The sequence below is a fragment of the Acinetobacter soli genome (genome assembly GCF_000760595.1).
GTDB lineage: Bacteria > Pseudomonadota > Gammaproteobacteria > Pseudomonadales > Moraxellaceae > Acinetobacter > Acinetobacter soli.
The window spans coordinates 90,621-104,098 of sequence record NZ_BBNM01000009.1; the positions used below are offsets into that span (position 1 = coordinate 90,621).

The following is a 13,478-nucleotide window of genomic DNA, read 5'->3' on the forward strand; positions in this document are numbered from 1 at the left end:
TAGTAAGGTGTTTATTTTGTTCTGTAGCTTAGAGCAACAGAAATAAAAAAGGCGCGATGCGCCTTTTTTATTTCTTGGTTTATAACTTGTCGTCAAACTCATTATGCTGAGGTGCTGAGTATTTAAAACCTTTGGTTTTATAACCTAAGTACAAAATACCAAACATTGCCCACCACAAACCGTATTTCAGCGCAGTGTCTTCAATTTCAAGCCACATGGCAAAAATACTGAAAAAGCCCAACAACGGAATGATCACAAAGTTTAAGATATCTTTAAAGTTTTTGGTGCGTCCATCACGAAGTGCATAGCGTGAAATGACCGACAGATTCACGAAGGTGAATGCTGTTAGGGCACCGAAACTGATCATTGAGATAATGATATCTAAGTCCATAAAGCCTGCAGCCAAGGCAACCATACCTACAATCATAATATTGTAAGACGGGGTATAACTGCTGCTGCTGATATGGCCAAAAATCTTCTTGTTGATAATCCCGTCACGGCCCATTACGTACATCAAACGCGATACGCCTGCATGTGCCGAAATACCCGACGCCATAACGGTCACAATTGCAAAAGCCAATACGTATGACTGAAACAGTGATCCACCTACAAGCATCAAGATATCAGGCTGGGTGGCTGCAATATCAGCAAAGTAGCTTTTTGGATCGCCCGGGAAATAAATCTGGATGAAGTACGTGCTAGCAATAAAAATGACACCCGCCAACAACGCTGTCAGAAAAATTGCTTTAGGTAGCGTTTTTTCCGTATCTTTGGTTTCTTCAGCCAGTGAGCTTAATGAGTCAAATCCGGTAAACGAGAAGCATAGCAAGGTGGCACCCGTTACGATTGCACCCAAGGAGGTCAGTTCGTTCCAAAAAGGTTCGAGGCTCCAGAGCTGATAGCGTGTTTCAGCAGTCATTGGTCCGTCTGCATTTAAGCCCATCTGGAGTTTTTCATAGACCAGATAAGTAAAGACGGCAATCACAATCAATTGAACCAAAACAATCCAGCTATTGAAATGCGCGACGAATTTCGCACCACGAAGGTTCACTCCCGTCATAAATGCGGTCAGTACAATGACCCAGACCCAGTGATTCACTGATGGGAACAACGCCTGTAAATAAATGACAGCCAGAATGATGTTGACCATAGGCGAGAGCAGATAGTCCAGCCATGATGACCAGCCGACCATAAAGCCAACATTGGGATGAATCGATTTTTGCGCATAGGTGTACGCAGATCCGGAAGACGGATAGCGACGAATCATATGGCCATAACTGATCGAGGTCAGCAAGATCGCAATCAGAGCAATGATATACGATGTGGGTACATGATGATGACTTTCTTCTGATACTAGGCCAAAAGTGTCAAATAGGGTCATCGGTTGAATATAAGCCAAACCGATGATAATGATGTGCCAGAGTCCTAGCGTCTTTTGCAGTTTAGCCGCAGGTTGAGTCCCAGTGTGAGTTGTCAACGGCGTATCCTCATAATCGTTGATCAAGGATCAGTCATGTCTGTTAAGGATCGTTTGAGACGAACGATCCCCCCTATACAAAAAGTAAAGTGCGCCAATCTATCCTAAAATGGGGCCTTTTGTCAGTAACTTTGTTGAATTTTTAGCAAATTTTTTGCCAACTTGACCAGTAAAAAAAATGAATAAAAATTCATCTAAAAATAAAAGAGTCTGAACTTAAAGTAAATTCAGACTCTTAGCAAAATGATAAAAAAATGAAGAATTACCAAGCTTTTTTCAAAATCGCTTTTAGATCAGCTAAGCTCGCTTCTTTTGGGTTATAAATAATTGAGCCATCATTGAGTGCTTTTTCAGCCACTTCATCGAGCTGAGCTTCGCTTATTTTGCCTGTTTCACGTAAGGTACGTGGCAGTTTGGTCATGCTGAATAAACGATCACGCATGGCCAAAATGGTGGAAATGGCCTTGTCTGCACGTTGATTGGCTGGTGTTTGTGCATAAATATCAGCGCCAGCCAGTGGCAGCAAGAGGTCGGCAATTTTTGGACCATTCACGTCTTTGTTGTATTCAAGCACGTACGGTAAGAATAGATTCATACATAAACCGTGCGGCAAATGCGCAACTGCACCCAAAGCATGACCGAGTGAATGCACCAGACCGACCATCGAATTTGAAAAAGCAATGCCGGCCATGGTAGAAGCTTGTGCCAGTTCAAGACGGCCTTGGGCATCGTTTGGATTTTCAATGACTTGAAACAGATGCTCGCTGATTTTTTTAATTCCGGCGCTGGCGTAAGCATCGCTAATTGGATTTGCGGCTAGGCAGGTATAGGCTTCGACACAGTGGGTTAAAGCATCCATACCAGTCATTGCAGTGAGATGAGCGGGTAACGTCAGGGTCATGCGCGGATCTAAAATGGCGGCATGTGGCATCAAATAGTTCGAAGCAAAGGCCATTTTGACATTTTTTTCCGTATCTGACACAACGGCCACCATAGTGGCCTCAGAGCCTGTACCTGAGGTGGTCGGAATAACAAAAAACGGCTTTAACGGTTTAGGCAGATTGTGGGCACCTGAATATTTTAAGAGATCATCACCGCCCTCAGAAACCAGAATATTGGTGGCTTTCGAGGTATCAATCACGGAGCCACCACCAATGGCAATAATGGCATCACAGCCATGTTCACGATACAACTCTGCTGCACGTCGAACCGTTTGCAGGCTAGAGTCGGGTGGAACATCATCAAAAATATAACCAATTACCGTATCGGTTGAGCCAAATGCTGCTTCGATGGGTTCGAGTAACTTGTTGGCACGCACGCCTTTGTCGGTAATGATAAAGGCTTTTTTTGCGCCCAAGGTAGCCAGTTCAAACGGAATATGTTCAAGCGCGGCATGGCCAGCAATCACTTTGACAGGACAGAAAAACTCATAGTAAGGCTTGGCCATGTTAAATACTCCGTTTTAAGTATGATTGTGCGACTTTAAGATAAATATGGGCAGCGCCGGTCAATTTGTCCTTCAATGCCAACTCGCTTGGGTACTCTTTTACTGCAAGTGAAGCCACGACTTTAGGTAAAATCAAGGCTTCCATTTTATTTAGACACCGTACCAGACGAATTGCATACGACAGATCACCATCAGCAATCATACGGTCATTGGCAAATGCCTGTGCGGTACTTTCCTGAAAAGAAAACACTAAAAAAGCATGACTCAAATGCTTAAAGGTAATGGTGAGATCGGGTTTGATGTCGGTATTGGAAAGTAACTGAAGACGTTTATCTGGTGTTACCCGTGCCACGAAAGCTGGACCATGTGGAAAAACGTTCATTGATAAAACAAAATTGGCTGGAAACTTGGCAACTTCCTGTTGAATCTCTTGATCGACTTCACTTGCCATGGCAAGCCCGCGCCCAATCACATCCATCATGAGTTTGACGTAGCTCAGCTGCAATGCAGGTTTAACGGCTTTTATTGGAATCACTCTACTTTCCCTTTGCAGTTTCTAATTTTATTTAGAGTATTTACTCTAATTGATTTTTTGATGATCGAAAAGTGATTTATCGTGTGATGACTTGTACGTCACTAAAATCTTCGCGGGATTTAAAATAGTTCACTACCTGATCGCATAACTGTTCAAAGCTAGGATAGGCAACCAGTAAGTCACATAACCGCACCATTTCGAGCCCAGCATAACCACAAGGATTAATACTTTGAAAGCCACTCAGGTCGCAATCGATATTTAAAGCCAGCCCATGATAACTGCGTCCGCGACGAATTTTAAACCCCAGTGAACCAATTTTACGCCCTGCAACATAGACACCCGGGGCATCAGCTTTGGCATAAGCTTCAATGCCATAAGCTTCAAGCAGATCAATCATGAGTTGTTCAGCAAAAGAAACCAGCGTTCGAACATTCCATTTCAAACGGTTCAGATCAAATAAAAAGTAGATCACCATTTGTCCCGGGCCATGCCACGTAACCTGACCGCCTCGATCAGATTGAACTACAGGAATGTCGGTTTGCAGCAAGATATGTTCTGGCTTTCCAGCCTGACCTTGAGTTAAAACAGGCTGATGTTGCAAAATCCACAATTGATCGGGAGTATCGGCATCCCGCTCATTGGTGAGGGTTTTCATTTCATCAAACAGATCGGCATAGGGATGCAACTGGGTGTATTGTCGAATGACGAGTGTGGGTTTTAAAACAGTATCATTCACAGATCGTATCTCTTCGTGTTTGAAGTGAAAGCAGAAATTAGATAGGCAAATAAAGAAAAACACGCCACAGGGCGTGTTTTAAAGCTTAAAGTGCAGTACGAATCAGTGGGCAAGCCGCCAAATCTGCATACAGTGCGTGCACTTGTTCAAGTTCTTCAAAGCGCAATTGCGCTGTTAAAGAATGATATTTTCCTGTACGTGATGGTTGCACCTTGATTGATGCAGCATCAAATTCAGGAAAGTGCTTCTGCAAAATATCAACAACAGCTACGCGAAGCTCATCTCCTGCATTACCAATCAATTTGATTGGATAATCCATTGGAAAAACCCAAAGATGTTCTTGTAATTCACGAGAAGGAGTGCGGTCTAACATATCAGTCTCCATAGTTAATGCCTGCGAAGATGCAGGCATTAAAGTATTTGGATCTTAAATGGGGGCAGTCACCTGAGTATCAAGTGACTACGGATCAGCAGTGCTTAGTCATTTTCAAGGAATGAACGTAAATGTTCAGAACGTGAAGGATGACGCAATTTGCGCAGTGCTTTCGCCTCAATCTGACGGATACGTTCACGTGTCACATCAAACTGCTTACCCACTTCTTCTAGCGTATGATCCGTTGGCATATCGATACCAAAGCGCATTTTCAAGACTTTTGCTTCACGTTCAGTCAAGTTTTCAAGCACTTCACGTGTTGCTTCTTTTAAGCCTTCCGAGGTTGCCGCATCAACTGGTGAAGTGATGTTTGAATCCTCGATAAAATCACCCAAATGCGAATCTTCGTCATCACCGATTGGTGTCTCCATCGAAATCGGCTCTTTGGCGATTTTAAGCACTTTACGGACTTTTACTTCGTCCATTTCCAAACGTTCACCCAGTTCTTCAGGTGTCGGTTCACGGCCCATTTCTTGCAGAAGCTGGCGAGATACACGGTTGATCTTGTTAATGGTTTCAATCATGTGTACCGGAATACGGATGGTACGTGCTTGGTCGGCAATCGAACGGGTAATGGCCTGACGAATCCACCATGTTGCATAGGTCGAAAATTTATAACCACGACGGTATTCAAATTTATCAACCGCTTTCATCAAGCCGATGTTCCCTTCTTGAATGAGATCAAGGAATTGCAAACCACGGTTGGTGTACTTTTTCGCAATTGAAATGACCAGACGCAAGTTGGCTTCAACCATTTCTTTCTTGGCACGACGTGCTTTGGCTTCACCAACAGCCATACGTTTAGCAATTTCTTTGATCTCGCGAACGTTTAGATCCAGATCTTTCTCGATTTCAGCAATTTTTTGCTGGAAAGCCAAGATGTCTGGGCGCACCTTTTCAAGATGGCCTTTGGTTTCGGCTGGTGCTTTTGCAATCTGTTCTTCAAGCCAGCTTGGGTTTGACTCTTGTCCCGGGAATGTAGTACGGAACTGGGTACGATCCATGCGACCACGACGGACAGCATAACGCATCACTTCACGTTCGTTAGAACGAATCTGCTCGTGTGTACCCCGAATCATCTCAGAGATAATATCAAACAGGCGAGGCGTGAACTTAAACATCATGAACACAGTGGCCAAAGACTCAAGTGCAGCTTTGGCTTCGTCGCTGTTACGGCCATGTTTGGCAATCACAGATTTAGTGTTGTTCCACGCAGCTTCGAGTTCTTCAAAGCGAACTTTTGCAATTTCTGGATCTGGGCCTGAATCGCCTTCAGAGTCATCATCGCTTTCAGACTCTTCCTCTTCTTCATCCTCGTCATCGAGCTTGACCTCTTTGGTCGATTTAGTCGATGCATCATCGTCTTGATCAATCTCGGCTTCTTCTTCCAGAACTTCTGGAATCTCTTCGTCTGATTCAGGATCAAGATAACCAGACAAAATGTCGGCTAGACGGCGTTCGCCAGTCACATAATCATTATATTCTTGTAATACAACTTCAACAGCATTTGGCCAGTAAGCAATCGAATGAAGAACGTCACGAATACCTTCTTCAATACGTTTTGCAATGCTGATTTCGCCTTCGCGCGTTAAGAGTTCAACCGTTCCCATTTCACGCATGTACATACGTACAGGGTCTGTTGTACGGCCCGGTTCATTTTCCACAGACGCAAGTACAGCTGCAGCTTCTTCTTCTGCAACTTCATCGGCTTCTGTCGAATCACCGAACATCGTATCATCAGATTCAGGTGCACGTTCATGCACAGGAATACCAACGTCTTGAAGCATCTGGATAATGTCTTCAATCTGTTCGCTTTCTGTGATTGAGTCTGGGAGATGATCGTTAACCTCAGCGTAGGTTAAGTAACCTTGTTCTTTGCCTCGGCTAATCAGAGCCGCTACTTGAGAAGTAGGGGAATGCATATCGCTCATCTTTGCTTACTCTTCGTTGAATCTGTGGCAGTAAAAAACCGTGCATGATAGCACAATTCGCTATAAATGTTTTCAATTTGATCGATCAGATATAAATGAAAAAAATCTTTGATTTCACAGCTATTTTTTGAATATTGGGACAAAACGAATGTTTTTCAAGTGCAATGCCTGTTTATTTTTTCTTCCTGCTTCGCACATGATTCTCAACACTATCAAGACTTTTCTGAATATACAATTTTTTTGACGAAAAAAAATTCAAAAACCCTGAATTTATGAAAAAAAATAAATAAAACTTGACAAGAATTTTAAAGGGAGATAAATAGCGCCTAGAACATTCACATTTTTTCATTATGAGGTAGTTTTAGTGTCTTCTACAGATTTTGAATTAGATGATAACTACGGTGATGATGATGATGTTAGTTTTGATGAAGCATCAGGCAAAATCAGTGCCAAAGAATCATTAGAAAAGCGTCGTTTGATTGACGATCTACTCGCGCAGCGTCGATTGGAGCGTGAGCTGAAAGATTTTGATTATGATCTTGATGATGATGATCTTGATGACGACGACGAAGACTAACATAAATCAGATGTAGTCCATCTACGGCTGAAAATGATATGCTACAGCCTATTTTTATGAAATTGGATACACAATGAGTACTTTGAATTTAGACCTGTTGAGCGATTATCTTGACGGTGACCAAAACGAATACGGTCTGGATTTTGCAGCTACTCATGGTTTTTTGTGTGCCATTGCGGTTGGACCACAGTTTGACCGCTGGTTAAATGAATTGTTTGAAGGCAATCAGAAAAGTGTGCCAACAGCAATCATTGAACAGATCAACATTTGGCTTGATCAGATTCGCCAAAATCTGGCTAATGAAGAAGGAATCGAGTTTCCTTTTGAAATTGAAGAAGCCGACACCGAGTCAAGTTTGGGCGACTGGAGCGTTGGTTTTGTCGATGCGATGTTTCTCAACGAAGATGCATGGTTTACACCAGAGCATGAAGAGCAATTGGTCGATTTGACTTTGCCGATTATGGTGTTCAGTGGCATTGATGAAGAAGATCCACAAATGGAATCTTTCCGTCGTAATGGTCAGTTGATGGATGAGCTGGCGGAAGAAATTCCAGAGAACCTAAACGAATTGTATTTGATGTACCATACACCCAACTAAAACGTTTTCGTGCTGCTTTTCGTCAAGTAGTTAAACGCAATGTTTGGCTTATTGGTTTAAAGCTGCGACTTGAACACACAAAAAACACCTCTAAAGAGGTGTTTTTTATTTTCATTTAGCGCGATAAATGCCAGATTTTTTCTTGTGCTTGTCGTCCTTTGTGTTGTTCTGATAATTCCACATGCGCCAGTTGTCGAATTGAATATTGCGATGCATAAAGCTGTTTAATTTCTTCTGTCTCGACCGAGAAAGGCGGGCCTTGAAAACTGTCTTGATCATACTGGTAACTCACCAGAAGCTGCACTGCGCCTTGAGTTATATCGATCAGATGCTGTGCGTAGCGGGCACGCATTTCAGGCGGTAATGCAATTAAGGCTGCGCGGTCATAAATTGCATCGATCTGCCCAATCTCTACATTGGATACATCGAAAAAATCACCAACAAAAAGATCGATTTCTGGATGATGATAGTGAACACATGCTTCAAGCTGTTTTTGTTCAAATACAATGCCCAGATCATCTTTCAACTGTTGCATCAAAGCATGAACTGCAACAGGACTCAGTTCAATCGCCACCACGCGAAAACCTTGTATGAGCAACCAGCCAATATCCAAAGTTTTCCCACTTAAAGGCACCAAAATACGAGCATGTGGCTGGAGTGATAAAGTAGATAAATACTGAATTAAGTAATCATTGGGCTGTGGCTGATGAAAACCAATTCGATTTTCTTGCCAGCGTTGATGCCAAAAATCTTGTTGCATGCCACTATCCTTTGTTTAAAGTATAAGTTGTAACGAGTTAAACCACGTTATTGAATAGATGAATTGCTAAATATAGTCCTATACCAAATACACCATGAGCAAAAACACTTTTAAGTCGCGCTTGCCACGCAGAGGGCACTCGTCGCGCAGCAATTCCAAATCCGAAACAAGGCTGCATTATAAAAAAGGGTATAAGCACGGTGAATAAACCAAATCCCACAGCACAAAAGAACAGAGGTTGCTGTTCGCTAGGGATTGCTAAATAATAAAGACCAGCAAAGCCTACACCAATCATATAATGTGCGAGCCAGCCCACCCATTTTTCATGGGTAAGTCGAGCTGAGTTAATGATATTACGATGACAAAAAAATCCTTTTGGCATAGATAAAAGCCACCGACCCACCAATGAATAGTCCAGTGATTGCACTCCAAACCAAAATTTTAACGCTGCGCTAGAAAGATCCATACAGATTGTTGCAGCCACACCGATCCAGAAAATATATACCACTTCCATTATTGCTTTAGCCTGATAAAGTAAGATACTACAGTCTACAAATTGAAGTGAACTTCAAGTCAAGATGAATGAGATCACGATTTCAACGCTTGTCCGTCAGACCGGATTAACAAGCTCAGCGCTGCGATATTATGAACGCATGGGCTTAATTCGTTCTATTGGGCGTAAAGGTTTGCAACGCGTCTTTTCTGAGCAGGTGTTAGAACAACTCGCTTTGATTGAATTAGGTAAAAAGGCAGGATTTAGTATTGCTGAAATTAAAGCCATGTTGGGGCGGCCAGATTCACAGGTAGATAAATTAAAACTTGAGGAAAAAGCACAGGAACTGGAGCAGAAAATAAGAGAACTTGAATCGCTCAGAAAAATGCTAAACCATGCCACGCAGTGTAGTTTTATCAATCCGTTGGAGTGCCCAAAGTTCAAGCGCATCATGGCATTGTCCAAAGCTGGATCAGTTTTAATCACTAAAGATTAAGATATCGAAGTGAAATGAACTATATTTAAGCTTTGCGTTTGAAGAATTTTCTATACAACCACATCAAACCTAACACTGCAACAATTGCCAAAATGACATATCCCACACGATGCATGATTGCAAACATGAGTGCTTGATTTTCACCAAAGTAAAAGCCCACACAAGCTAAAAATGTGGTCCAGATCAGTGTACCCAAGCTACTGTAGAGCATAAATTTCCAAAAGGGCATATGACTCATGCCAGCCGGAATACTAATGAGGGAGCGAACAGCCGGAATCATGCGTCCGAAAAAGACAATTCTGTGACCATAATGCTCAAACCATTCAAGTGCCTTGTGTACGTCTTTGCACTTAATGAATAGATATTTGCCATAACGGTCTACAAGTTTAAATAAAGATTCTTGAGAAATCTTACGACCCAAAGCATACAAAACGGCTGCGGCAACAATCGAACCAAAGCTGCCAGCAACAATCACACCGACAATCTGTAACTGACCACGTGAGGCGGTGTAGCCTGCACTGGGCATAATAATTTCAGAGGGAATAGGAGGGAAGACATTGTCTAGAAACATTAAGAAGGCGATGCCCAAATAGCCTAAACGTTCAATAATCTGTATGACCCAATTTTCCATAGAATTGAATTGGTAAATAAAAAGATAGTAATGACAGTGCTTTAAATTTCAAAGATTTGTTATGTAAATTTATACATTGGCCTACTGTGATGCTCAAAAATGCTGAGGCGTAATTTACGATCGAGTGTCGTATCAAGCGTACTGTCAGCAGTAAATCCTGCTGTCAAATTGTAAATATTGCGCTATTTGTTGGGTGAATCGTATAAGGTAAAACGGTAAAACCACCATATAAACTTTTATTAATCCAAATGAAATAACGAATTAAAAAGTCAAATGATCTAAAGGCATCAGCATGCAAAAAATAGAAATAACGCAAGCAACTCCGCAAGATTTAGATTGGATCGTCGCGCTTTACCAAGCCAATACCAAACAACAGCTTCAGCAGCCAGTGCAGGGCTTTGTGCAGGATAATCCGCATTTTGAGCAGTTGGCACAAAAATGGATTGAGTCTTCATCGATTTATAAAGCTGAAATTGGGCAGCAGCCTGCAGGTTTTCTGGTACTTCAGCAGATGCTTTCAATGAATGGCCCTGAAATTATTCAGTATATTCATCAACATGCCGATATCTTGGTGTTGAATGAAAGCCATCTGGCCGATATGCGTTATGCCACGTATGGACCTATTTTAGTTCATCATGATTATCGGGGCATGGGTGTTGCTAAGCGCTTATATGATCAGGCGATCCAAGATTTAAAACAGCAATCTTTTGATGCCTTGATTGCTTTTATTGATCTTGAAAATTCTACCTCGCTAAAAGTACATATCGATGGATTGAGCATGCGTATTATCGATAAAGTTGTACTTGCTTCAGGTCAGTTTTATATCATTGGTCAGGTCGTATAGAAACAAAAAAGCCGAAACAGTGTTTCGGCTTTATGATGTATTGATGAATTAAAGACGTTTACGTTTCGCGGCTGCAATTTGTGATTGACGCATACGGAAACCTTCTTTTTGTTTTTCTGTGGTTTTGTCTATGCAGTATACACACGATACGCCGTGTTCATAACTTGGAAGCGCCACCTCTTCAGGTGTGAGCGGCCAGCCACATGCATGGCATTTCACATTTTGGCCTTCTTCGACACCGTGAGTGACTGCTGTACGGCCATCAAATACGAAACATTCACCTTCCCACATGCTTTCTTCGGCAGGTGTTTCCTCTAAGTACTTTAAAATACCGCCTTTAAGGTGATACACCTCTTCAAAACCTTCTTGGAGCAATAAGGAGGTTGATTTTTCACAGCGAATCCCGCCCGTACAAAACATCGCAATCTTTTTATCTTTATGCTGTTCCAGATTCTTTTTCACATAATCTGGAAACTCACGGAAAGTTTCTGTTTTAGGATCGATCGCGCCTTTAAATGTCCCGGCCTTGTACTCATAATCATTTCGGGTATCAATCAGAATAACATCGTCACGACGGATCAAATCATTCCACTCTTTTGGATCTAAATAATGTCCAACCAGATCACGTGGCTTCACTTCCACACCCAAAGTCACAATTTCTTGTTTGAGTTTGATTTTCATTTTTCGAAATGGCTTGTCTGAGCTATGCGATTCTTTGTATTCCATCGCATTGAAGCCTTCATTCAATAAAAATTGACGAATAGTATCAATTGCGTGGCGATCACCTGCAACGGTACCGTTAATGCCTTCACTCGCTACGATTAGAGTTCCACACAGATTGATGGTTTTGACCAGATCAAGAAGACGTTTTTGCAAATCTGCAGCATCGGCTACTTCTTTAAATTGGTACAACGCGGCAACCACCCAATCATTGGTCGCTTGCTGTTCTACAGGTGCAAGCTGTTCTACAGTAGCGTTCATGGAAAACTCCAAACATAGATAACAAAAATTTAGGCGCATATTCTAGCTCGAATTTTTCCAATTGGCGAGAATTCAATACATTTTATAGGGATTTATTTGTCTAAGATGGAATGTGTAAAAATGTCTAAGTTTTATTCAAAATCACAGGATGGATTTTAAAGTTTAAAGACTAAATATTGTGTTTTTTTAGATAAAGCATACAATATATAGTAGTTTTTGGCGTTTATGAGTCATCTTATAAACGCGTATTGTAATTAATCGATAGGGAGATAAGTGTGACGCAAGATCGACGCATTACCACTTTGACGCCTTGCGCAGGGCGCTGTTCGACGACGTTTGGAGATAACGTCTGCCGTGGTTGTCGTCGTTTTAGCCATGAAATTATTCATTGGAACAGTTACACCCCAGAGCAGCAATTAAGCATCTGGACACGTTTAGACATTCAGTTAGATCAGATTCTAATTCCGATGCTCCCTCATGCCAATCTGGCGCAAGCTTTCGCGTTTCTCAAATTAAAGCGCGTACGTCTGTTTGAGCATGCATCTACTGGCCGCACTTTATATCATGCCTTGAAAGTGTGCGAAAAAAATATCTATCTGGCTGATGAAAGTGGTCTAGGTATTCAAAGTCACCAAGTCAAACCGCTCTGGCAAGAGTTCGAACGTCGCATTTTATCCTTGGCTCAGGCCAGCTATGATTTTGCATGGTTACGCGCCGATGGCATGAAACAACACTTACTCGAAACGGTAGAAGATGACTTTTAAAAAAAGCCCGATGTCGGGCTTTTTTTGATCTGATAATCTTAAATTTGATGCTTTAGGCGATACTGCACTAATTCTTCAATGGTAATTACGGTCAAATGATGAGTTTGTGCATACGCCAATACCTGAATACCTGCTGCCATTGTGCCATCTGGATTGGTCAATTCACATAACACGCCCGAAGGTTTTAAGCCTGCCAAACGTGCCAGATCAATTGTGGCTTCGGTATGACCACGGCGAGCCAATACGCCACCATCACGTGCGCGTAAAGGGAAGACATGGCCTGGACGATTTAGATCACTGGCGACCGCACCATCTTTAATGGCAGCTTGAATGGTGGTAACACGGTCTTTGGCTGAAACGCCTGTGGTGACGCCATGTGCAGCCTCAATGGTGACGGTAAAGGCGGTATGAAACTGGCTGGAATTGTTTTGTACCATAGGAGGTAGCTCAAGATGATCGGCCAGTTGTTCTGAGAGGCAAAAACACACAATGCCTGAACCGTCTCGAATCATACGCGCCATGGTCTCTACATTGAGAGTTTCGGCTGCCACAATCAGATCGGCTTCATTTTCACGATCAAAATCGTCCATCACCAATATTGGTTTTCCGGCACGCATATCTTCAAGTGCTTGCTGAATACGTTGTTCGGCTGGAGAGAGGGCAGAGAAGAAAATTTCGGGTTGAATCAAACTAGACATATGAAATGCTCACGTAATGGACTGTACGGTTAAACATTTCAGGACTGATGAGAAATGGGGGCGCAGCAATACCACCC

Annotated in this window: 16 protein-coding genes; 5 read left to right on the top strand and 11 right to left on the bottom strand. The window is 42.3% G+C overall.

The features are described from left to right. Positions 1-79: 79 nt before the first annotated feature. The 6 genes from Aso01_RS11600 to rpoD form a co-directional block, all read right to left on the bottom strand. Positions 80-1,477, bottom strand: a complete 1,398-nt coding sequence (locus tag Aso01_RS11600) for an APC family permease (protein ID WP_004941057.1) — start codon at positions 1,475-1,477, stop codon at positions 80-82. A gap of 262 nt (positions 1,478-1,739) precedes the next feature. Then, positions 1,740-2,924 (bottom strand): iron-containing alcohol dehydrogenase, encoded by a 1,185-nt coding sequence (locus tag Aso01_RS11605; protein ID WP_004941054.1) that lies wholly within the window; start codon positions 2,922-2,924, stop codon positions 1,740-1,742. A 1-nt stretch (position 2,925) separates the two neighbouring features. After that, the gene (locus Aso01_RS11610) at positions 2,926-3,459 is read right to left on the bottom strand and encodes a hypothetical protein (protein WP_004941050.1); all 534 of its coding nucleotides are present in this window, start codon (positions 3,457-3,459) and stop codon (positions 2,926-2,928) included. 76 nt (positions 3,460-3,535) lie between these two features. After that, positions 3,536-4,195 (bottom strand): lipoyl(octanoyl) transferase LipB, encoded by a 660-nt coding sequence (lipB, locus tag Aso01_RS11615; protein WP_004941047.1) that lies wholly within the window; start codon positions 4,193-4,195, stop codon positions 3,536-3,538. An 85-nt stretch (positions 4,196-4,280) separates the two neighbouring features. Further along, positions 4,281-4,568 (bottom strand): YbeD family protein, encoded by a 288-nt coding sequence (locus Aso01_RS11620; protein WP_004941045.1) that lies wholly within the window; start codon positions 4,566-4,568, stop codon positions 4,281-4,283. A 104-nt stretch (positions 4,569-4,672) separates the two neighbouring features. Next, positions 4,673-6,559, bottom strand: coding sequence for an RNA polymerase sigma factor RpoD (gene rpoD, locus Aso01_RS11625; protein WP_004941043.1), 1,887 nt, complete (start codon positions 6,557-6,559; stop codon positions 4,673-4,675). A gap of 364 nt (positions 6,560-6,923) precedes the next feature. Here rpoD and Aso01_RS11630 point away from each other — a divergent pair, with 364 nt between their 5' ends. Both Aso01_RS11630 and Aso01_RS11635 read left to right on the top strand, forming a co-directional pair. Next, positions 6,924-7,136 (top strand): PA3496 family putative envelope integrity protein, encoded by a 213-nt coding sequence (locus Aso01_RS11630; protein ID WP_004941040.1) that lies wholly within the window; start codon positions 6,924-6,926, stop codon positions 7,134-7,136. A gap of 73 nt (positions 7,137-7,209) precedes the next feature. Beyond that, a complete protein-coding gene (locus Aso01_RS11635; RefSeq protein WP_004941036.1) occupies positions 7,210-7,734 on the top strand; it encodes a YecA/YgfB family protein in 525 nt (174 codons plus the stop codon). A 115-nt stretch (positions 7,735-7,849) separates the two neighbouring features. Here the strand turns inward: Aso01_RS11635 and tmpT are convergent, their stop codons facing one another. Then, the gene (tmpT, locus tag Aso01_RS11640) at positions 7,850-8,494 is read right to left on the bottom strand and encodes a thiopurine S-methyltransferase (RefSeq protein WP_004941034.1); all 645 of its coding nucleotides are present in this window, start codon (positions 8,492-8,494) and stop codon (positions 7,850-7,852) included. A gap of 37 nt (positions 8,495-8,531) precedes the next feature. Further along, positions 8,532-9,008 carry a DUF2938 family protein gene (locus Aso01_RS11645; protein WP_004941029.1) on the bottom strand — a complete coding sequence of 159 codons (477 nt, stop codon included), beginning with the start codon at positions 9,006-9,008 and terminating at the stop codon, positions 8,532-8,534. A gap of 64 nt (positions 9,009-9,072) precedes the next feature. Between Aso01_RS11645 and Aso01_RS11650 the strand changes: the two genes are divergently transcribed. Further along, the gene (locus Aso01_RS11650) at positions 9,073-9,483 is read left to right on the top strand and encodes a MerR family transcriptional regulator (RefSeq protein WP_004941025.1); all 411 of its coding nucleotides are present in this window, start codon (positions 9,073-9,075) and stop codon (positions 9,481-9,483) included. A 25-nt stretch (positions 9,484-9,508) separates the two neighbouring features. Here the strand turns inward: Aso01_RS11650 and Aso01_RS11655 are convergent, their stop codons facing one another. After that, on the bottom strand, positions 9,509-10,114 hold the full coding sequence (locus Aso01_RS11655; RefSeq protein ID WP_004941021.1) for a DedA family protein: 606 nt from the start codon (positions 10,112-10,114) through the stop codon (positions 9,509-9,511). Positions 10,115-10,406: 292 nt separating this feature from the next. Between Aso01_RS11655 and Aso01_RS11660 the strand changes: the two genes are divergently transcribed. Further along, positions 10,407-10,958, top strand: coding sequence for a GNAT family N-acetyltransferase (locus Aso01_RS11660; RefSeq protein WP_004941017.1), 552 nt, complete (start codon positions 10,407-10,409; stop codon positions 10,956-10,958). Between the two features lie 48 nt (positions 10,959-11,006). Here the strand turns inward: Aso01_RS11660 and trhO are convergent, their stop codons facing one another. Then, on the bottom strand, positions 11,007-11,939 hold the full coding sequence (gene trhO / locus Aso01_RS11665) for an oxygen-dependent tRNA uridine(34) hydroxylase TrhO (protein ID WP_004941014.1): 933 nt from the start codon (positions 11,937-11,939) through the stop codon (positions 11,007-11,009). Positions 11,940-12,214: 275 nt separating this feature from the next. Between trhO and Aso01_RS11670 the strand changes: the two genes are divergently transcribed. Then, the gene (locus tag Aso01_RS11670) at positions 12,215-12,703 is read left to right on the top strand and encodes a DUF1289 domain-containing protein (protein WP_004941011.1); all 489 of its coding nucleotides are present in this window, start codon (positions 12,215-12,217) and stop codon (positions 12,701-12,703) included. A 38-nt stretch (positions 12,704-12,741) separates the two neighbouring features. Here the strand turns inward: Aso01_RS11670 and ribB are convergent, their stop codons facing one another. Then, the gene (gene ribB / locus Aso01_RS11675) at positions 12,742-13,401 is read right to left on the bottom strand and encodes a 3,4-dihydroxy-2-butanone-4-phosphate synthase (RefSeq protein WP_004941007.1); all 660 of its coding nucleotides are present in this window, start codon (positions 13,399-13,401) and stop codon (positions 12,742-12,744) included. Positions 13,402-13,478 lie beyond the last annotated feature (77 nt).